Origin of the sequence: Anaeromusa acidaminophila DSM 3853 (genome assembly GCF_000374545.1) — a bacterium.
Classification (GTDB): domain Bacteria; phylum Bacillota; class Negativicutes; order Anaeromusales; family Anaeromusaceae; genus Anaeromusa; species Anaeromusa acidaminophila.
The window spans coordinates 30,116-49,414 of sequence record NZ_KB894593.1; the positions used below are offsets into that span (position 1 = coordinate 30,116).

Here is a 19,299-nt window from a genome sequence, read left to right on the forward strand (position 1 = left end):
TTTGTTAATGAGCAATGAAGTTTTGAAAGAAAAATTGGCAGCCTATGCAGCCAAAGTGGAAAAGGCTATTGCGAAAAATCCTGAGCGCGGTAACCTGGCCCACAATCGTCTCTACACTCCGTTGGATATCGAAGGAACCGACTATGTCAACGATATCGGATTCCCGGGATCCTACCCCTTCACCCGTGGCGTACAGCCTACCATGTACCGTGGCCGTTTCTGGACCATGCGTATGTATGCCGGCTTCTCTACGGCGGAAGAATCCAATAAACGTTACCGTTACCTGCTTGAATCAGGCAGCACCGGCCTGTCTTGCGCATTTGACCTTCCGACTCAGATCGGTTACGACTCTGATGACGATATGGCTGAAGGCGAAGTAGGCAAGGTGGGCGTGGCTATCGACTCGTTGGCTGACATGGAAATCCTCTTTGATCAGATTGATCTGAGCAAAGTATCCACTTCCATGACCATCAATGCGCCGGCTTCGGTACTGTTGGCCATGTACATCGCTGTTGGCGAAAAACAAGGCGTTAGCGCTGATAAACTGCGCGGCACCATTCAGAATGACATCCTGAAAGAGTATGCGGCTCGCGGCACTTACATTTTCCCGCCTAAGCCGTCCATGCGTCTGATTACCAATATTTTCGAGTATTGCTCGAAAAACGTTCCCCAGTGGAACACCATCTCCATTTCCGGCTATCACATTCGTGAAGCTGGTTCGACTGCTTCCCAAGAAATCGCTTTCACCATCGCCAACGGCATTGCCTATGTCGATGCGGCTATTAAAGCCGGCCTGAATGTTGACGATTTCGCCGGACGTCTGTCCTTCTTCTGGAACGCTCATAACAACGTGTTGGAAGAAGTTGCGAAATTCCGCGCTTCCCGCCGCGTTTGGGCTAAAGTCATGAAAGAGCGCTTTGGCGCCACAAATCCTCGTTCCTGGATGCTGCGCGTGCATACCCAGACTGCTGGTTCCATGCTGACGGCGCAACAACCGGACAACAACATTGTCCGCGTGGCTTTGCAGACAGCAGCTGCCGTTCTCGGCGGTACGCAGTCCCTGCACACCAACTCCAAGGACGAAGCGTTGGCTCTGCCTACGGAAGATTCCGTACGCGTTGCTTTGCGCACCCAGCAGATCGTTGCTTATGAAAGCGGTCTGGCTGATGTTGTCGATCCGTTGGGCGGCTCCTACTATGTAGAAGCTCTGACTAACCAGATCGAAAGCGAAGCTCTCGACTACATCAAGAAAATTGATGATCTGGGCGGCGCTGTTGTTGCTATTGAAAAAGCCTATATCCAAAAAGAAATTCAGGATAGCGCTTATAAATGGCAGATGGAAGTGGAACGCAACGAGCGCGTTATTGTTGGCGTTAACAAGTTCCAAATCGAAGAAAAGCCTGTTGAAGGTCTGCTGAAAATCGATGAGTCCGTCGGTAAATTGCAGAAGGATAAATTGGCAAAACTGCGCGCTAGTCGCGACAATGCGGCTGTTGACGCTGCACTGGCTGCTTTGGAAGCGGCTTGCAAAGGCGAAGATAACCTCATGCCCTTCATCCTGGCGGCTGTTAAAACATATGCCACTTTGGGCGAAGTTTGCGGCGTAATGCGCAAAGTGTTCGGCGAGTATCAACCGGGAAGTACCCTGTAAGCGATAGAGTTAGGAGGCACAGCGAACGATGGAGAAAAAGATTCGTATTTTAGTAGCTAAACCGGGCCTGGATGGCCATGACCGCGGCGCAAAAGTCGTGGCTCGCGCTCTGCGTGATGCAGGTTTTGAGGTTATTTATACCGGCCTGCGCCAAACTGTGGAACAAATTGTAGAGACAGCTCTGCAAGAGGACGTAAATGTAGTGGCTCTGAGCCTGCTGTCCGGCGCTCATAACACCCTTTTCCCGAAAGTCATTGCCGGTCTGAAAGAAAAAGACATGGCAGACGTTTTGGTTGTTGGCGGCGGCGTTATTCCCGACAGCGACATTCCTTTCCTGAAAGAAGCCGGCGTAGCCGCTGTCTTTACTCCAGGAACTTCCACCGCTGACATCGTAGCTTTTATCAACGAAAACGTAAAATAAGCGTTTTAGCCTGTTCACAGGTTATGTTAGGAATGTGTGGCCGTCCGCCTTTAGGCGGGCGGCCATAAGGTGGTGCATTTGCCAATGAATATTGCAGAACAAGTGCTGGCAGGATCCCGGAGAGCGCTCTCTAAGGCGATCACCGCGGTAGAGAATGAGTACGATACGGCGGTAGACATTATGAAAGCCCTGTATCCTCATACTGGCCGGGCTCATGTTATCGGTATCACCGGTGCGCCGGGAGCCGGTAAAAGCACATTGACCGACAAACTTGCCAAAGCTTATCGCCGCCAAGGCAAGAAAGTAGGCATTATTGCCATTGACCCTACAAGTCCTTTTTCGGGCGGCGCTATTTTGGGCGACCGCATCCGGATGGTGGATCTCACCATGGACGAGGGCGTATTTATCCGGAGTATGGGCACCAGAGGCTCTCTGGGAGGCTTGTCGCGCAAAACGGCGGAAGCTGTGAAAATCCTTGACGCGTTCGGTATGGATGTAGTATTTGTTGAAACCGTCGGCGTTGGTCAGTCAGAAGTCGACATCGTAAAGGCTGCGGACACTACGATCGTAGTAATGGTTCCCGGCCTGGGAGACGACATTCAAGCGATCAAAGCCGGCATTTTGGAAATTGGCGATGTCTTTGCTATCAACAAAGCGGACAGGGAAGGAGTCGACAAGCTCCATGTCGAATTAGACATGATGCTCGACTTAAATCAGGAGCATACTGACTGGAGACCGCCTGTAAAGCGGACGGTAGCCAGCCGGGATGAAGGCGTAACTGAGCTGGTAGAGACCATTGGCGAACATTTTGAGTATCTGCAAACAAGCGGCGCCCTGACGGTGCGTCGGCGTGAGCGGACGAAAAATGAACTCTTGGATTTACTGGACGAGGAAATTGGCAGAAAAGTTATGCGCCATCTGCAGGAATCCGGAAACTTTGATCACTTGGTTATCCAAGTAGAGCAAAGAGAGAAAGATCCCTATTCGGTGGTGCGTGAAATTTTACACCAAGTGTTGCGCTGAGAACCTAGAGCAAGCTTAGAAAGAGGAGGTAGAACTGTGTTTAAAGCTTTGAAAGTAGACCATATCGGGATTGCAGTAAAAGATCTCGACCAGGCTAAAAAATTCTATACAGAAGTTTTAGGCCTGCAAGCCATGGGTGAAGAAGTGGTAGAAGAACAAAAAGTTCGCGTCTGCTTCATTCCTTGCGGCGACAGCGAAGTAGAGCTGTTGGAGTCCACCAGCCCGGATGGCCCGATTGCCAAGTTCATTGAGAAAAAAGGCGAAGGCATTCAGCATGTGGCGTTCCGCGTGGACAACTTGGAAGCTGCGCTTGCTTCCTTAAAAGAGCAGGGCGTTCGTATGATTGACGAAAAACCCCGCTATGGTGCCGGTGGAGCCAGCATCGCCTTCGTGCATCCGAAAGCGACCGGCAGTGTGCTGGTGGAGCTGTCCGAGCGCAAATAGATTATTGCGAGAATCTACAGGAGGTGTACGATGGCTACTGTTCAGGAAAAAATCCAAGAACTGAAAGCCAATCAGGCCAAGATCATGCAAGCCGGCGGCGCAAAACGCGTTGAAAAGCAACATTCTACCGGTAAGATGACGGCCCGTGAGCGCATTGAATTCTTTTTTGACCCCGATAGCTTTGTGGAATTGGATCAGTTTGTACGGCATCGTTGCGTAAACTTTGGCATGCAGACGAAAGAAATTCCCGCCGAAGGCGTTATTACCGGCTATGGTACGGTTAATGGCCGCCTGGTGTATGCATTTGCTCAGGATTTCACCTGCGAAGGCGGTTCTTTGGGTGAAATGCATGCCGCTAAAATCTGTAAAGTGTTGGATCTGTCCTTGAAAATGGGAGCTCCGATCGTTGGTATCAACGATTCCGGCGGCGCTCGTATTCAAGAAGCGGTTGACGCTTTGGCAGGCTACGGCAAAATTTTCTACAAAAACACTCTGGCATCCGGCGTTGTTCCCCAGATTTCCGTAATCATGGGACCATGTGCTGGCGGCGCTGTGTATTCTCCGGCTCTGACCGACTTCATCTATATGGTGAAGAACACCAGCCAGATGTTCATTACCGGTCCTGCAGTTATTAAATCCGTTACGGCGGAAGAAGTAACCGCAGAAGACCTCGGCGGCGCTATGACGCATAACTCCGTATCCGGTGTGGCTCATTTTGCTGCTGAAAATGATCAGGACTGCCTGGAGCAGATCCAGTATCTGCTGAGCTTCCTGCCCAGCAACAACCTGGAGGAAACTCCGGTTGTGGATACTGGCGACTGCCCGGACCGCATGTCTGACGAGCTCAACACCTTGCTGCCGGATAACCCGAACATGCCTTACGACATGTTCGATGTAATCCGCGAAGTGGTTGACAATGGTGAGTTCTATGAATCGCATAAGCATTATGCGCAGAACATCATCACCTGCTTTGCCCGCTTGGACGGTCGCGCGGTCGGTATTATTGCCAATCAGCCGAACGTTATGGCCGGCTGCTTAGACATCAACGCTTCGGATAAATCCGCGCGGTTTATTCGTTTCTGCGATGCCTTCAATATTCCGATTCTCACTTTGGTTGACGTTCCGGGCTTCTTGCCTGGCGTTGATCAAGAATATGGCGGTATCATCCGTCATGGCGCCAAAATGCTTTATGCATATTCCGAAGCCAGCGTGCCGAAAGTAACCGTAATTACCCGTAAAGCGTATGGCGGTTCCTATCTGGCCATGTGCTCTCAGGACTTGGGCGCCGATCAAGTGTTTGCTTGGCCGACTGCTGAGATTGCCGTTATGGGTCCTGCCGGTGCTGCTAACATCATCTTCCGTAAGGATCCTGATGTGGCTGCGAAAACCGAAAAATATGTTGAAGAGTTCGCAACTCCGTACAAAGCGGCTGAACGCGGCTTCGTTGACATCGTCATTGAGCCCAAGGAAACTCGTCCGCGCATTATTACGGCCTTCAACATGTTGTCCAGCAAGCGTGAGGCTCGTCCGGCCAAAAAGCACGGCAACCTCCCGGTATAAGGAAGGGTGAATGGCATGACAATTGATGCGAAAAATGTAAAACCCGAAGTAGTAGCGGTCATTGCCGCTGCAGTAGCTGCCATGATGGGCGGACAAGTCAAGGCGCTGCGGATTTCCAACGTTAGCTTGGCTTGGGCTCAAGCTGGACGCAGCAAGAATATGAATTCTCATTGATTGGTCTTCTAGATTTATAATCTTATAAATTGGAGGAATTTACACATGAAAAAATTTAACATTACTGTTAATGGTGCTTCCTATCAGGTAGAAGTAGAAGAAGTTATCGCAGCTCCGGCGAAAGCCGCTGCTCCGGCCGCTAAACCGGCTGCTGCTCCCGCTGCTGCTCCGGCCGCTCCGGCTGCCGCTGCTGCTCCGGCTGTTGTTGCTGATGGCGACACTCCGGTCAAAGCTCCTATGCCTGGCAAAATTATCCGTCTGGTTGCCGAAGCCGGCAAAGCCGTTAAAAAAGGCGACGTGCTGATGATTCTGGAAGCCATGAAAATGCAGAACGAAATCACAGCTCCTGTTGCGGGTACCCTCAAGTCCCTCAACGCTGTGGCTGGCCAAGGCGTAAAGCCTGGCGATGTTATCGCTGTTATTGGCAAGTAAGAACATATAAGGCAAAAGGCGCTTCTCCTGACGGGAGAAGCGCCTTTTCTCTTGGTTGCAGCTATTTACAGTGTGTGAGCAAATAGGGTACAATAAACCAGAGCGCTTTTGGGTTGTTTCTCTTTTTTCTCAAAGCGTTTGAATAGCCTATAACATAGGAGGAGATTGGATGGCTGTCCGTACCGGCTCGTTGGGCAGGGGATATGGCATGTTAGCGCTTTTTGTAGTAACTGGCGCTGTATTTGGCGGCATGTTGGGAGATTTTTTGGCGTCCTCTGGTTGGCTTAGCCCGCTGGCGCCCTATTTGACCCGAAAGTTTCCACTATTGGAAATGCCTCCGGTGCTGGTGAATCTATATGTGCTGCAGATCCAGTTTTCTTTGTCGTTATATCCTAATTTTATCAGTCTGTTGGGGATTATTGCCGCGGTGCTTTTATTCCGCCGACTATAAGGAGAGAGAGCTATGCAGGTGAAGCTGGCTTCAGCGTCTCCGCGCCGTAAAGAAATTTTGGAGCTGCTGGGGATTCCTTTTAGTATCGAAGTAAGTTCGGTAGAGGAAAAAAATGACGCACCAGTGCCGCCGGATAAGCTGGTAGTTGGCCATGCGTGCAGTAAAGCGCTGGATGTGGCGGCACATTCCGACGAGGATACTATTGTTATTGGCGCCGATACGATTGTGGTATGCGAGGGTGTTGTTTTGGGTAAGCCGTCTGATGCGGAGGATGCCAAGCGTATGCTTGCTTTGCTGGCTGCTAGAACGCATCAGGTATATACTGGCATTGCCGTTGTGCAGGGGAAACAAATTTGGAGCCATTGTGAAAAAACCGAGGTGGACATGGGCGCCATTAGCGAAAAAGAAATGGCTGCCTATGTAGCAACTGGCGAACCCTTGGACAAAGCAGGGGCTTATGCCATTCAAGGACAAGGGGCCCGTTTTATTCGCGGTATTCGAGGGTGCTATCAAAATGTAGTAGGATTGCCGCTGTTTGCGCTTGTCGATCTTTTGCGTCAGACCGACCTTCCCTTGTGATGCGGCGGCCGGCGAGGACCATACGGGAACTGCCGGAGAAAGAGCGGCCCAGGGAAAAAATGCTGCGCCTGGGAGCAAAAGGCTTGAGTGATGCAGAATTGTTGGCTATCTTATTGCGTACAGGCACAGTGGAAGAGTCAGCATTGTCCATTGCTCAAGGATTATTGAAAGAGTATGAGCAGCCGGGAGGCGTAGCTTTATTGGCTGCAGCCAAGCCGGAAGATCTATCGAAGTATAAGGGAATTGGCAATGTTAAAGCGATTACAATAACGGCTGCCATTGAATTTGGCAGGCGATTGTATGAGCGGCAAGTTTCTGGAGATATAACCAGCATTAGGCAGCCGGAGGATGCTGCTAATTGGTATTTGCATCGATTGCGTTACGTGCAGCAGGAAGAGTTCCATGTACTGTTGCTTTCGACGAAGCATCAGGTCTTAGCCAGTTGTTGCGTCGCCGTTGGCACCATGGATGCAGCTCTTGTCGATCCAAGAAAGGTGTTTCAAGAAGCGCTGCGCCATCAAGCAGCTGCTTTGATTCTAGCGCATAATCATCCTAGCGGAGATCCTTCGCCCAGCAAAGAAGACATTGCCTTGACTTTGCGCCTGGCGGAAGCCGGTAAGTTGTTGGAGCTGCCAGTATTGGACCATATAATCATCGGAGACGGGCGGTTTGTCAGCTTAAAAGAAAAAGGCTTACTTTATTGAGAACCCTTAGTAACTATTTTGGTATGATGAAAAGGAGTATGAACATGAAATTTTGGAATCCTTTCCGGTCTCTATCAAGGGACATGGGAATTGACTTAGGAACAGCAAATACCTTGGTGCATATGAAAGGGAAAGGCATTGTTGTGCGTGAGCCTTCTGTCGTAGCTATTCAAAAGGATAGCGGCCAGGTATTGGCTGTTGGCGAAGAAGCAAAGCAGATGATCGGCCGGACTCCTGGAAATATAGTGGCTATTCGGCCCTTGAAAGATGGAGTTATTGCTGATTTCGACGTAACCCATGCCATGCTGAAGTATTTTATTCGTCGCTCCATTGAGACGAATACCGTTATTCGCCCGCGGGTGGTTGTGGGCGTACCTTCCGGCGTTACGGAAGTGGAAAAGCGTGCAGTTATTGATGCCGCCATTCAGGCAGGAGCCCGGGAAGCCTATTTGATTGAAGAACCGATGGCGGCAGCGATTGGCGCTGGTCTGCCGGTACATGAGCCTATGGGAAACATGGTTGTTGACATTGGCGGCGGCACGACAGAAGTGGCTGTTATTTCGTTGGGCGGCATTGTGACTAGCCGCTCGATTCGCATTGGCGGCGACGAGATGGATGAAGCGATCGTTAATTATGTGAAGAAAAAATATAGCTTGATGATTGGCGAACGAACAGCAGAAGAAGTAAAAATGAAAATCGGTTCGGCGATTACGCGTGAAGAAGATATTGGCATGGAGATTCGCGGGCGGGATCTGGTTTCCGGCTTACCGAAAACGTTGCTCTTGAGATCAAGTGAAGTGCAAGCCGCTCTAAGCGAACCCATCAGCGGGATTATTGACGCTGTGAAAATTACGTTGGAAAAAACGCCGCCGGAGCTGGCGTCGGATATTATGGATCGAGGCATTGTCATGACAGGCGGAGGCGCTTTGTTGCATGGGTTGGACCGACTGATAAGCCGTGAAACAGGCATGCCGGTATATTTGGCGGAAGACCCGCTTTCTTGCGTAGGTATCGGCACGGGCCGCGTTTTGGAAAGCATTGACCTTTTGAAGCGTGTATTAATGGCTTCTCCCAAAAAATTGGGTTAGAGAGGAGTCAAAGCCGTGGGGTGGTTCGATAATAAAAAGGCGCCGCTGGGTATAGCGGCGCTATTATTGGTGATTTTGCTAGTGACGGCCACAAAAGGACCTGTGCGTATTCCTTTTGTGGAAGCGGCAGCAGTGACTATTCTTTCGCCTTTCCAGTATGTCTTTTCTTCTTTGGGGCATGGCATTCACAGTACCGGATCGCAGGTTAGCGATCTTTGGAATGTATATGATGATAATCAGCGGTTGCAAGCGGAAGTGGAGCAGTTGCGTCAGGAACGCTCGCAACTGGCGGAAGTGCAGGCGGAAAATATTCGTTTAAAGGTACTGCTGGATTATAAAGCCAGCTCGCCACAATTTGATTTGTTGATGGCGAAGGTCATTGCCAGAGATGCATCTTCTTGGACTAATTCGCTGACAATCAACCGTGGGACTGCTGATGGCATCGCTAAAGACATGGCCGTAGTTACGGCGCAAGGCGTTGTTGGCAGTGTTAGCAATGTGTATGCGCATACCGCGCAGGTGCAGTTGATTTTGGATCCACGCAATGCGGTAGGCGCCATGGTACAACGACCAGAGTCAAGAGTAGCGGCAGTCTTAGAAGGGCATGCTGCTTCGCCGCAACAGCCGCGTATGGTGAATATACCGCGTGATGCAGATATTATTATTGGCGACACTGTGGTTACATCCGGTTTCGGAGGCATCTATCCTCAAGGCATTGCTCTAGGGGAAGTGGTTGATGTTGTAAACAGCGAAGGCGGGCTTCTAAAATATGCAGTTCTTAAACCAGCGGTGCAATTTGATCGCTTGGAAGAAGTACAGGTGCTCGTTGGCTCAAGGCAGCCAGCGCCGGCGCCGCTGACGCCCCAACCACCGCCTGGCAATGCAGGAGGGAAAAAGTAGTGAAGCTTTTTGCCTGGTGCTTTAGTCTGATTTTTTTATTGACTTTGCAAACTACCTTGGCTCCAGCAATTTCTTTTCATGATATTCAGCCAGACTTTGTTGTTTGTTTTGTTCTATCCGCTGCATTTTTAGGAGGCCGTACACCAGGAACGATCAGCGGCTTGGTGGGCGGTTTTTTACAAGATTTAGCAACAGGAGGCATTTTAGGATTACATTTGATTCCTTTGACTTTGATGGGATATTTGGCTGGAATGGCGGAGCGCAAGGTTTTCAAGGATCATAGTCTGTTGCCTTTATTGGCGGCTGGAGGAGCTACGTTAAGCGAAGGCTTATTTGCAGTTTTTTTCCTCAAACTGATTGGCTTGTCGTTAGGATGGGGAGAAAGCATATATGAAATTGTAGTTCCTCAAGCGATTTATAACATGGTAGTGGCTGTGCCGGTATATGGTTTGGTTCGTCTTTTATACCGGATTCCCTAGAGGGTAATAATTGTGAAGCACGGCAGACGGTCTGTGCTTTCACTTGTTTTTGAGGATGGTAAGCATGTTTAAAAAAGACGAAAGTAGGGATGGCTGGTGCTTATAACTAAACGCTTGAGTCATCGCTTCGATGTCTTGTTTTTAATCGTCATTTTTATTTTTGTGGCGCTGATAAGTCGTTTGGCGTATTTGCAATTGTATCAAGGGGACTATTATAGCTTACTGGCGGATGGGAACCGGATTCGTTTGATTCCCTCCATGGCTCCTCGGGGGATCTTTTATGATCGTAATGGCGTAGCCGTTGTCTCCAATCGTCCTGGTTTTACCGTTTCCCTGCTGCCGCTGGTGGGACCTGTGGAAGACTCCGTATTGCAGCAGCTTTCAGCTATTCTAGTCATGCCTGTAGACGAAATCAAGCAGAAATTGGATCAACATGTTGGCTCTTTTGAGCCGGTGCGCATAAAAACCAATGTCGGGGCGGATATTGTTACCCGTATTGAAGAGCGGCGCAGCGAATTAAAAGGCGTAATGATTGAGATTCAACCGATTCGTAATTATAATTTCAATGAAATGGCGGCGCATGTGTTTGGCTATGTCAGCGAAATTAATGGTGATGAACTGGAAAAGAAAAAAGCGGAAGGCTACAAATCAGGAGACATTATTGGTAAATCTGGTTTGGAAAAAGTATATGATGCAGATCTTCGCGGCGTGGACGGCGGCGGGCAAATGGAAGTGGACGTTACTGGACGTCCGGTGACGGTGTTGGGGAAAAGAGAACCGCAGCCAGGCAATAATTTGGTGCTGACTCTTGATTCACGCATTCAAAAGGCGGCGGAAGAAGCCTTGGATGCACAACTTTACTATTTGCAGACACAAAGTCAATTTCGTAATGCCCGAGCGGCAGCGGCAGTGGTACTAAACCCGAAAACGGGAGAGGTTTTAGCGATGGCCAGCCGGCCGACGTTTAATCCGAACTTATTTGCTGGCGGAATTTCCAGTAAAGACTGGAATGCTCTGAACAACAATCCTTTTTATCCCATGAACAACAAGGCTATTTCCGGACAATATCCGCCGGGTTCAACCTTTAAAATTGTCACCGGCGTGGCGGCATTGGAGCTTGGCAAGGTAACGCCGGAGGAAAAAATCTTGGATACGGGCAAGCATTGGCTGATTCCTAAAGGCAATGCTGAAGGAGAAGCGTTAGGCTGGATTAATTTCAACGAAGCGCTATCTAAATCAGATAATGTGTATTTTTACGAAATGGGCAACCGCCTTGGCATTGATAATCTTGAAAAATACGCCCGCCTTTTCGGCTTAGGGGATTATACCGGCATCAAGCTGCCGGAAGAGGCTGATGGGTTGGTGGCTAATCAACGATATAAGAAAAAGGTTTTTGAGGAAGACTGGTATTTATCAGAGACCTTTGACGCTGCAATTGGACAAGGATTTCAATTAGCGACGCCGTTGCAAATTGGCGTATTGATGAGTCAGATTGCTAACGGCGGACATCGTTACCGTCCGTATTTGGTTAGTAAAATTTTATCTCCTAACGGGGAAGTGCTTAAGAATTTTGGCCCGGAAAAAACTGGCGAAGCGCCGGTTTCTCCGAAAACGTTGCAACTGGTGCGCGAAGGCTTGCGTGATGTGGCGAAAGAAGGCGGTACAGGCGCCACTTTATTCCAAGATTTCCCTGTGAGTATTGCCGGCAAAACCGGCACGGCGGAAAATCCTCATGGCAGCGATCATGGCTGGTTTGTAGCCTACGCTCCTTATGAAGATCCGCGAGTGGTGGTGGTCGTGCTTGTGGAGCAAGGCGGTTTTGGCGCGGGCTCTGCAGGGCCGATCGTCAAAAAGATACTGGAGGCCGCGTTTAATCTAAATCAGCCTCCTGGCGAGGGTGCAAGGCTTCTTCGGCCCGGAACTGTGCTATAGATGTTGGAACGCTGGAGAGTAAAGAAGGAATCTCGATAAAAACAGAGAATATATGCAAGAATGTTTTCATTTTTAGCGAGATGTAGGGAGTCGTCATGCAAGATATGGTAGTGTTTAAGGGGAACCGGGGAGGCATTCAACTTTTCCTGGCTGATACTGATAATATGGAGGCGTTGTTCAAAGAACTGGCGGAAAAGTTAGCGAATGCATCGCAATTTTTTCTGGCAGGAACTCGTCTTCAAGTAAAAATTCCTTCTTCATGGAGGGACGAGGCGGTAGAACAGGAAAAATTGACGCAGCTGTTGGCGAAGTACGAGTTGCAGTGGGAACCGTTTGAAGAAACAGAAGAAAAATCTCTTCAAGCGGAAACATTGTACGTAACAAGGACCTTGCGCAGCGGCCAGGAAATCCGCCATGAAGGGGATATTGAAATCACCGGGGATGTGAATCCAGGTGCTGTCGTTGTGGCTGGGGGAAATATTCGCATTGTTGGAGCTTGTAGAGGCGTAGTTCACGCCGGATTTCCATCAGACCGCAGTGCGCATATTATAGCGGACCGTCTGATGGCTAGCCAGATTCGTATTGCCGATTTGATCGCCAGGGCGCCGGATGAAGTGTTGGAACAACCGAAACAGACGGAAATGGCCCGCATTGAAAACGAGATTGTTGTAATTGCGCCGATCGAACAAGAGGAGGACTAACCATGGGAGAAGTTATTGTTGTTACTTCTGGTAAAGGCGGTGTTGGTAAAACGACGACAACCGCTAACCTTGGCACTGGTTTTGCATTGCAAGGCAAGAAAGTGGCGCTGGTTGATGCCGATATTGGCTTGCGAAACCTAGACGTGGTCATGGGTCTGGAAAATCGCATTGTATATCATTTGGTCGATGTGGTGGAAGGAAACTGCCGGTTGAAGCAGGCCATGATTCGCGACAAACGTTACGAAACCTTGTTTTTGCTGCCAGCGGCGCAAACAAGGGATAAATCCGCGGTTAATCCGGAACAAATGAAAGCGTTGTGCGAGGAATTGCGGCAGGAGTTTGACTATGTGCTTATTGACTGTCCTGCGGGCATCGAGCAAGGCTTTAAAAACGCTATTGCTGGTGCGGATCGGGCTGTTGTGGTGACAACACCGGAAGTATCCGCTATTCGTGATGCGGATCGTATTATTGGGCTTTTGGATTCTGAGCAAAAGGAAAACACCCGCTTGGTCGTAAATCGCATTCGCCCTAAAATGGTGCAGCGCGGCGATATGATGAGTATTGACGATATTGTAGAAATTTTGGCGGTTGAGTTGCTGGGCATTATCCCGGAAGATGAGTTTATTGTCGTATCAACCAATCGCGGCGAGCCGGTTGTGACCAATCCAGCGGCCGCTTCTTGTCAGGCCTATCGCAATATGGTGCAGCGATTGATGGGCGAAGAAGTTCCATTGTTGTCTTTTGAAGAGGAAGATGGCTTTTTTGGACGGTTAAAACGGATTTTGGGCCTGTAAGGAGGGACAAAGATGTTAGCACTTATCCAAAAAATTTTCGGGCGTGAAAATAGTGCGTCTAAAGATATTGCCAAAGAGCGTCTGCGTCTTGTTCTTGTACATGACCGGGCCAGTGTGTCTCCGCAGATTATGGAAGCCATGCGTGATGATTTGATCAAGGTAATTTCAAAATACATGGAGATTAATGAGCACGACATGGAATTCAGTCTGACAAATGATAAATCTGCAGTGGCGTTGATTGCTAATATTCCTGTGCAACGCATGAAGCGTTAATAGATCGTTTCAAGGCATGCTGCATAGCGAAAGGGTAGATCAAAGAGGAAGGAAACATCGCGTGCAATGCTTAACCGAAGACTATTGCGCAATCTTGACTGGACCCTTATCGGAGTAACGGCGTTGTTGCTTTTGTTAAGTCTGGTTATTATCGGCAGCGCTACGCACATCAATAATCCTTCGGAAGAACGATATTGGTTTGTGCAACGGCAAGGGCTGTTTGCTATTTTGAATGTGGTGCTGATAGTAGGATTGCTGAACTTCGACTATCGCTCCCTAGGGCGGCTGGCGCAACCGCTATATGGCTTTAACTTAGTGCTGCTTCTAGCGGTAATGTTTGTGGGACAGAGCGCGCTGGGCGCGCAGCGATGGATTCAGGTAGGGCCCATTAGTTTACAGCCTTCGGAATTTTCCAAGCTGATCATGATCATTGCTTTGGCAAAATTGTTAGAGGGGCGGGTCGGAAAACTCAACTCATTCCGAGAAATATTACCCGTATTTTTGTATGTGGCAATACCGTTCCTGTTGGTAATGAAGCAGCCGGATTTGGGAACGTCGCTGGTATTCTTAGCGATTCTTTTCGGTATGATTTTTATCGCAGGAATTAATGCAAAATATTTGATGGCTATTTTTGGCGCCGGTTTGGCGTTTATGCCTATTTTTTGGCATTTTCTTAAGGATTACCAAAAAAAGCGTTTGACTGTTTTTTTGGATCCCAATGTTGATCCTTTGGGATCTGGGTATCATATTATTCAGTCGAAAATTGCTATTGGTTCAGGCATGCTTTGGGGGAAGGGGCTTTTTGGCGGGACCCAAAGTCAGTTGAACTTTCTGCCTGAAAACCATACGGATTTTATTTTTGCAGTCATTGGTGAAGAGTTGGGATTTTTGGGCTCTGCGCTGCTGTTGCTCTTGTATTTTGTTCTGCTCTACCGGGGGGTTAAAATCGCCGGAGAAGCCAGAGATAATTTTGGCTCTCTGTTGGCGACAGGAGTAACGTCGATGCTGGGGTTCCATGTGCTGGTAAATGTCGGCATGACTGCCGGAATTATGCCGGTGACAGGCATTCCCTTGCCCTTTATGAGTTATGGAGTTAGCGCGCTGACTACTAATTTGCTTAGCGTCGGCCTGCTGTTGAATGTGTACATGCGCAGACAGAAAATTATGTTTTGAAGTGGCCTGATGGCGAAAGCTATTGTAACAGGACGCCCCGTAGTGGTCATGCGCCTATTCGGTGCTATGGCGCTGGAGGCGTCTTGTTGACGTTTTATTAAGAGGAGGATAAATAATGCTTCATTTGGATGCGGCCATGCTAAGTCGTGTGGAAAAGCCCGCCCGTTACACCGGGCAGGAGTATAATAGCGTGCACAAGGAATTGCATTCTGGTATCGTGCGTATGGCGTTGTCTTTACCGGATGTGTATGAAGTAGGCATGTCAAATTTGGGGTTAAAAATATTATACCAGTTAATGAATGAGCGAGAAGACGTGGCCGTGGAACGCGTATACGCGCCCTGGGTGGATATGGAGAAAGAAATGCGTGAGGCCGGATTACCCTTGTATTCATTGGAAACACGCACGCCGATTCGGGAATTTGATTTGGTCGGCTTTTCTTTGCAATATGAAATGAGTTATAGCAATGTGTTGAATATGTTGGACTTAGCGGGTATATCTTTGCTAGCGAAGGAGCGGCAAGAGAATGAGCCTTTGATTCTCGGCGGCGGTCCTTGCGCGTTTAATCCGGAGCCTGCTGCTGACTTTTTCGATTGCTTTGTTTTGGGAGAAGGCGAAGAAGTCTTAGGCGAAGTAATCGAGCAATATAGTGCGTGGAAAGAAGCTGGCAAACCCGGCGGGCGCCAGGAGATTTTGCGTCGTTTGGCTACTTGCCGCGGCATTTATGTGCCTTCTTTTTATGAAGTTCGGTATGATGATACATCCTTTGATACGGTTGTAACTCCGTTGCAGCCAGAGGCGCCGGCGTGCGTGCAAAAACGCGTGGTGGCAGACTTGGATGCGATGGGAACGGCAACGCGGCCGATTGTTTCCTATGTGGAATCGGTGCATGACCGGATTATGCTTGAACTATTTCGCGGCTGCACGCGGGGCTGCCGCTTTTGCCAAGCCGGCATTATCTATCGTCCGGTACGGGAACGCAAACAAGAGACTTTGCAGGAATTGGCCAAGGAAATGTTGGAGCATACAGGCTACAATGAAATGTCTTTGACATCATTAAGCTCTGCTGATTATTCCTGTTTGGAGCCGTTAGTGGAAACTTTGCTGGAGAAACACAAAGCGGAGGGCGTTAGTTTATCGCTGCCTTCTCTGCGGATTGACAGTTTTTCTGTGGATTTGGCCCATAAGGTACAACAAGTGCGCAAAAGCGGTTTGACATTTGCACCGGAAGCGGGAACGCAGCGCTTGCGAGATGTAATTAACAAAGGGGTTACTGAAGAGAATCTGCGCCAAGCGGTTAGTGCGGCTTTTTCCTCCGGCTGGTCGACGGTAAAGCTCTATTTTATGATTGGTTTACCTACGGAAACAGATGAAGACGTGCTGGGAATTGCGGATTTGGCCTATAAGGTCGTAGATTGGTATAAAGCGGTAAAAGGAAGAAAAGGCGTTAAAGTGACGGTTAGCGTTTCCTCTTTTGTGCCCAAACCGCATACGGCGTTTCAGTGGTTTCCTCAAAACAGTCGTGAGGAAATTGAACGCAAGCAGCAATTGTTGCGGGAGCGGATTCGAGGCGGCGGCGTTACATTGAGCTGGCATGATTCACGGACCAGCTTTTTAGAAGGCGTTTTTGCCAGAGGCGATCGGCGTTTGGGAGCCGTGTTGCTTGCAGCCTGGCGCGGCGGTGCGCGCTTTGACGGCTGGTCGGAGCATTTTAACTATCGGACCTGGATGGAAGCCTTTGAAGCTTGTGATGTAGATCCGCATCAATACGCCAACCGTGAGAGACGGCTTGAGGAGAAGTTGCCTTGGGACCATTTATCCTGTGGTGTGAATAAGGAATTTTTACAGAGTGAATATGCAGCTGCGCTGGCGGCGACGTTAACAGAAGACTGTCGGCGAGGGGCTTGCGGCGCCTGCGGCGTCTGTCCGGCGCTGGGCGTTTCTGTTCAGGATTGGAGGAGCAAAAATGCATAAGGTTCGGATGGAGATTACCAAAGAAGAAGAAGTTTGCTTTATTTCCCACTTGGATTATGCTCGCGCCATGGAACGAGCCATTCGTAGGGCTAAGCTGCCTGCAGCATATTCTGAAGGCTTTAATCCGCATATGAAACTGGCTTTTGCTTCGGCTTTATCGGTGGGCGTAACCAGTGAAGGCGAGTATATGGACTTAGAACTAACGGAGACAGTGGTATTGGAGGACTGTGCCGCTAGGCTGAACAAAGCTTTGCCACGAGGCATTCGCGTGAAACGGTTGTGCTATCTTCCAGAACGGGCGCCTTCTTTGATGTCTCAGATTAACCGCGCCGCTTACCGCGTGGTTTTGCGTCTGTCAGAAAGCGAGGCGGTTCAAGGGGCTGCGGCTTTTCAAAATGCCGCAACCGTTCCGTACACTAAGCTGTCCCCTAAAGGAAACCGGAATATTGACGCCAAGACGTATGTGCCGGGAACATTGACGGTGCAGCCTTTGTCCGCTGAAGAGTGCGCTCTTTCCTTTTCTATTCGTATTACTCCTACAGGCAGCATGAAGCCTGTGGAGGTTGTTGAAGCGGCAGGCGCGCTGGTGGGGCAGGGGCAGCGCTGGCGGGCTGCGGCTCGGATTCATCGCGTGGGCTTGTATGTAGACGATGAGCAAGGTCAAGAGCAAAGCTTGTTTGGAACTGGCGAGGTTGTGGAGGCCCTGCCGTCATGAGACGGTACTTGGTAAATGTGACTCCCGAAGAGACACGTCTGGCTCTTTGCGAAGATGACCTTCTTTTGGAAATTGCCGCGGAGCGTCAAGGAGCCGGTCCCTTGGTCGGTAATATTTACAAAGGACAGGTGCAAAATATTCTGCCTGGCATGCAAGCTGCCTTTATTGATATTGGGACGGAAAAAAATGCTTTTTTATATTTAGGAGATTTGCCGGAAACGTCTAGGCAGGCAGGATCCCTGAGCGTCGGGCAGGAGCTGATTATACAGATTGCGAAGGATGCAGTAGGAAGTAAGGGCCCCAGAGCGACAGCGCAGGTGACCTTACCCGGACGTCATGTGGTATTGATGCCTGGCGCTGACTATGTGGGCGTTTCCAGGCGTATTGAGCCCGAAGAAGAGCGGGAGCGTTTAAAAGAATTGGCTGAATCGCTGCGTCCAGAGGGGATGGGCTTGATAGTGCGCACAGTTGCGGCTGAGTGCGGCAAAGAAGAGTTAGAAAAAGATATATCCTATCTGTGCAATCTTTGGCAGACCTTACTGGCGCGGCAGCAGCGCAGCCAGGCGCCGCAACTGCTGTATCGGGACGCCGACTTGGTCATTCGACTGATTCGGGACCAGTTCACCCAAGATGTGGATGAAGTGCTTGTAGACCAGCCTGATGCCTATCAGCGCATGCGGGAGTTGCTGCTGCGTATTTCTAAGGAACTGGCGGAACGGGTAAAACTATATGCTGCAAAAGAAGACATGTTTGGGCGTTTTGGCGTGGAGGAGCAATTGGCCTTATTGTTCGACAGGGAGATTCCTTTAGAGTGCGGTGGCTTTATTGTTATTGATCAGACGGAAGCCTTGACGGCTATTGATGTAAATACTGGAAAGTTTATTGGCAAAAGCACGCTAGAGGATACGGTATACCAAGCCAATTTGGAAGCGGCGGAAGTGATAGCGAGACAACTTCGCTTGCGTGACATAGGCGGTATTATTATTATTGATTTTATCGACATGGAAAGCGAAGCAGCGCGCCAGGGCGTTTTAGAAACCTTGCAAAAAGAATTGCGCCGGGATCGAACCAAAACCCATATTATGGGGTTTACTTCCTTGGGACTGGTAGAAATGACTCGTAAAAAATCGCGGCAAAGCATCGGTGCGTTGCTGCATGCTTCATGTCCTTGCTGCAGCGGTCGCGGCCGTATTCGTTCCAGTGAAACTGTTTTTTTGGAAATCGCCCGCGAACTTCGACGGCGGCAACGGCAGAATTTACTGCAGGGGAATGTGACCTTGCAATTGTCGTCTTTTCTGGCGGAACAGCCTTTCTTAGGCCAACGTTTGCGAAACTGGGAAAAAGAATTTTGTCGTTCGTTCTCCGTGGAAAGAAACACGTCCTTGCACCCGGAACAGTATGTGCTGTTAGGCTAACAAAAAAAGAAAATTTTACTAAATAGGCAAAACGTGTTGACTTGTTTGTATTTGCCTGTTATAGTAAAAGCCAAGGAAAAAACGAACAGGCAATGACCGGGAGAAGTACATCGGGTTTCTTTTGCAGAGAGCTGTGGGGCGCTGTGACACAGTAAAGAAGGCGATGGAAATACACTCGTGAGCTGCGGTCCGAAAGGATAATTTCCAAGTAGGATACGACGGAGCGCCACCGTTATCAGAGGCTAAGGTATCGGCATTGACCAGCCTGTACCTGAATGAGAGGCTTGCGTTGCAAGCAGGGTGGTACCGCGGATGCATGCATCCGTCCCTGAGAGGGGACGGGTGCTTTTTGTTTTTTAAGGAGGTGGTTGCCATGGAAGATGGCTATGCCTATCAGATACGGTGTATACAACAAACG

At 49.4% G+C, this 19,299-nt stretch carries 21 protein-coding genes and 1 other annotated feature; all 21 genes read left to right on the top strand.

What is annotated here, in order from left to right; translation table 11 throughout:
* Positions 1 to 7 precede the first annotated feature (7 nt).
* The 21 genes from C508_RS0109870 (at position 8) to C508_RS0109970 (ending at position 18,881) form a co-directional block, all read left to right on the top strand.
* A complete protein-coding gene (locus C508_RS0109870; RefSeq protein WP_018703399.1) occupies positions 8 to 1,651 on the top strand; it encodes an acyl-CoA mutase large subunit family protein in 1,644 nt (547 codons plus the stop codon).
* Between the two features lie 28 nt (positions 1,652 to 1,679).
* The gene (locus C508_RS0109875; RefSeq protein WP_018703400.1) at positions 1,680 to 2,072 is read left to right on the top strand and encodes a cobalamin B12-binding domain-containing protein; all 393 of its coding nucleotides are present in this window, start codon (positions 1,680 to 1,682) and stop codon (positions 2,070 to 2,072) included.
* Positions 2,073 to 2,156: 84 nt separating this feature from the next.
* On the top strand, positions 2,157 to 3,095 hold the full coding sequence (gene meaB / locus C508_RS0109880; protein ID WP_018703401.1) for a methylmalonyl Co-A mutase-associated GTPase MeaB: 939 nt from the start codon (positions 2,157 to 2,159) through the stop codon (positions 3,093 to 3,095).
* A 36-nt stretch (positions 3,096 to 3,131) separates the two neighbouring features.
* Positions 3,132 to 3,539: a methylmalonyl-CoA epimerase gene (mce, locus tag C508_RS0109885; protein ID WP_018703402.1), complete on the top strand. Its 408-nt coding sequence runs from the start codon at positions 3,132 to 3,134 to the stop codon at positions 3,537 to 3,539.
* Between the two features lie 30 nt (positions 3,540 to 3,569).
* Positions 3,570 to 5,099, top strand: coding sequence for a methylmalonyl-CoA decarboxylase subunit alpha (gene mmdA / locus C508_RS0109890; RefSeq protein WP_018703403.1), 1,530 nt, complete (start codon positions 3,570 to 3,572; stop codon positions 5,097 to 5,099).
* A gap of 15 nt (positions 5,100 to 5,114) precedes the next feature.
* Positions 5,115 to 5,273 (top strand): hypothetical protein, encoded by a 159-nt coding sequence (locus tag C508_RS20490; RefSeq protein ID WP_018703404.1) that lies wholly within the window; start codon positions 5,115 to 5,117, stop codon positions 5,271 to 5,273.
* 45 nt (positions 5,274 to 5,318) lie between these two features.
* Positions 5,319 to 5,705, top strand: a complete 387-nt coding sequence (locus C508_RS0109900) for a biotin/lipoyl-containing protein (protein WP_018703405.1) — start codon at positions 5,319 to 5,321, stop codon at positions 5,703 to 5,705.
* 169 nt (positions 5,706 to 5,874) lie between these two features.
* The gene (locus C508_RS0109905) at positions 5,875 to 6,156 is read left to right on the top strand and encodes a DUF4321 domain-containing protein (RefSeq protein WP_018703406.1); all 282 of its coding nucleotides are present in this window, start codon (positions 5,875 to 5,877) and stop codon (positions 6,154 to 6,156) included.
* A 12-nt stretch (positions 6,157 to 6,168) separates the two neighbouring features.
* Positions 6,169 to 6,735 carry a Maf family protein gene (locus C508_RS0109910; RefSeq protein ID WP_018703407.1) on the top strand — a complete coding sequence of 189 codons (567 nt, stop codon included), beginning with the start codon at positions 6,169 to 6,171 and terminating at the stop codon, positions 6,733 to 6,735.
* Complete coding sequence (radC, locus tag C508_RS0109915) at positions 6,735 to 7,439, top strand: RadC family protein (protein WP_026319468.1); 705 nt, start codon at positions 6,735 to 6,737, stop codon at positions 7,437 to 7,439. Before C508_RS0109910 ends, radC begins: the two co-directional genes overlap by 1 nt.
* A gap of 44 nt (positions 7,440 to 7,483) precedes the next feature.
* On the top strand, positions 7,484 to 8,527 hold the full coding sequence (locus C508_RS0109920; RefSeq protein ID WP_018703409.1) for a rod shape-determining protein: 1,044 nt from the start codon (positions 7,484 to 7,486) through the stop codon (positions 8,525 to 8,527).
* 15 nt (positions 8,528 to 8,542) lie between these two features.
* Positions 8,543 to 9,427, top strand: coding sequence for a rod shape-determining protein MreC (mreC, locus tag C508_RS0109925; protein WP_018703410.1), 885 nt, complete (start codon positions 8,543 to 8,545; stop codon positions 9,425 to 9,427).
* Entirely contained in the window at positions 9,427 to 9,906 is a 480-nt protein-coding gene (gene mreD / locus C508_RS0109930) for a rod shape-determining protein MreD (protein WP_018703411.1), read from the top strand. Before mreC ends, mreD begins: the two co-directional genes overlap by 1 nt.
* A gap of 96 nt (positions 9,907 to 10,002) precedes the next feature.
* The gene (gene mrdA, locus C508_RS0109935) at positions 10,003 to 11,838 is read left to right on the top strand and encodes a penicillin-binding protein 2 (protein ID WP_018703412.1); all 1,836 of its coding nucleotides are present in this window, start codon (positions 10,003 to 10,005) and stop codon (positions 11,836 to 11,838) included.
* A gap of 95 nt (positions 11,839 to 11,933) precedes the next feature.
* A complete protein-coding gene (gene minC / locus C508_RS0109940; protein WP_018703413.1) occupies positions 11,934 to 12,539 on the top strand; it encodes a septum site-determining protein MinC in 606 nt (201 codons plus the stop codon).
* 2 nt (positions 12,540 to 12,541) lie between these two features.
* Positions 12,542 to 13,333, top strand: a complete 792-nt coding sequence (gene minD / locus C508_RS0109945; protein ID WP_018703414.1) for a septum site-determining protein MinD — start codon at positions 12,542 to 12,544, stop codon at positions 13,331 to 13,333.
* 12 nt (positions 13,334 to 13,345) lie between these two features.
* Entirely contained in the window at positions 13,346 to 13,606 is a 261-nt protein-coding gene (minE, locus tag C508_RS0109950; protein WP_018703415.1) for a cell division topological specificity factor MinE, read from the top strand.
* Between the two features lie 66 nt (positions 13,607 to 13,672).
* The gene (gene rodA / locus C508_RS0109955) at positions 13,673 to 14,779 is read left to right on the top strand and encodes a rod shape-determining protein RodA (RefSeq protein ID WP_018703416.1); all 1,107 of its coding nucleotides are present in this window, start codon (positions 13,673 to 13,675) and stop codon (positions 14,777 to 14,779) included.
* Positions 14,780 to 14,894: 115 nt separating this feature from the next.
* Entirely contained in the window at positions 14,895 to 16,751 is a 1,857-nt protein-coding gene (locus C508_RS0109960) for a TIGR03960 family B12-binding radical SAM protein (protein WP_018703417.1), read from the top strand.
* Positions 16,744 to 17,466, top strand: a complete 723-nt coding sequence (locus C508_RS18265; protein WP_018703418.1) for a TIGR03936 family radical SAM-associated protein — start codon at positions 16,744 to 16,746, stop codon at positions 17,464 to 17,466. Before C508_RS0109960 ends, C508_RS18265 begins: the two co-directional genes overlap by 8 nt.
* A complete protein-coding gene (locus C508_RS0109970; protein ID WP_018703419.1) occupies positions 17,463 to 18,881 on the top strand; it encodes an Rne/Rng family ribonuclease in 1,419 nt (472 codons plus the stop codon). Before C508_RS18265 ends, C508_RS0109970 begins: the two co-directional genes overlap by 4 nt.
* Positions 18,882 to 18,964: 83 nt before the next feature.
* Positions 18,965 to 19,214, top strand: a binding site (T-box leader).
* Positions 19,215 to 19,299: the final 85 nt, after the last annotated feature.

Excerpts from the sequence above, each read along its gene's own strand:
- C508_RS0109870 (WP_018703399.1), top strand. The coding sequence starts at position 8 with ATGAGCAATGAAGTTTTGAAAGAAAAATTGGCAGCCTATGCAGCCAAA.
- C508_RS0109875 (WP_018703400.1), top strand. The coding sequence starts at position 1,680 with ATGGAGAAAAAGATTCGTATTTTAGTAGCTAAACCGGGCCTGGATGGC.
- meaB (WP_018703401.1), top strand. The coding sequence starts at position 2,157 with ATGAATATTGCAGAACAAGTGCTGGCAGGATCCCGGAGAGCGCTCTCT.
- mmdA (WP_018703403.1), top strand. The coding sequence starts at position 3,570 with ATGGCTACTGTTCAGGAAAAAATCCAAGAACTGAAAGCCAATCAGGCC.
- C508_RS20490 (WP_018703404.1), top strand. The coding sequence starts at position 5,115 with ATGACAATTGATGCGAAAAATGTAAAACCCGAAGTAGTAGCGGTCATT.
- C508_RS0109900 (WP_018703405.1), top strand. The coding sequence starts at position 5,319 with ATGAAAAAATTTAACATTACTGTTAATGGTGCTTCCTATCAGGTAGAA.
- C508_RS0109905 (WP_018703406.1), top strand. The coding sequence starts at position 5,875 with ATGGCTGTCCGTACCGGCTCGTTGGGCAGGGGATATGGCATGTTAGCG.
- C508_RS0109910 (WP_018703407.1), top strand. The coding sequence starts at position 6,169 with ATGCAGGTGAAGCTGGCTTCAGCGTCTCCGCGCCGTAAAGAAATTTTG.
- radC (WP_026319468.1), top strand. The coding sequence starts at position 6,735 with ATGCGGCGGCCGGCGAGGACCATACGGGAACTGCCGGAGAAAGAGCGG.
- C508_RS0109920 (WP_018703409.1), top strand. The coding sequence starts at position 7,484 with ATGAAATTTTGGAATCCTTTCCGGTCTCTATCAAGGGACATGGGAATT.
- minC (WP_018703413.1), top strand. The coding sequence starts at position 11,934 with ATGCAAGATATGGTAGTGTTTAAGGGGAACCGGGGAGGCATTCAACTT.
- minD (WP_018703414.1), top strand. The coding sequence starts at position 12,542 with ATGGGAGAAGTTATTGTTGTTACTTCTGGTAAAGGCGGTGTTGGTAAA.
- minE (WP_018703415.1), top strand. The coding sequence starts at position 13,346 with ATGTTAGCACTTATCCAAAAAATTTTCGGGCGTGAAAATAGTGCGTCT.
- rodA (WP_018703416.1), top strand. The coding sequence starts at position 13,673 with ATGCTTAACCGAAGACTATTGCGCAATCTTGACTGGACCCTTATCGGA.
- C508_RS0109960 (WP_018703417.1), top strand. The coding sequence starts at position 14,895 with ATGCTTCATTTGGATGCGGCCATGCTAAGTCGTGTGGAAAAGCCCGCC.
- C508_RS18265 (WP_018703418.1), top strand. The coding sequence starts at position 16,744 with ATGCATAAGGTTCGGATGGAGATTACCAAAGAAGAAGAAGTTTGCTTT.
- C508_RS0109970 (WP_018703419.1), top strand. The coding sequence starts at position 17,463 with ATGAGACGGTACTTGGTAAATGTGACTCCCGAAGAGACACGTCTGGCT.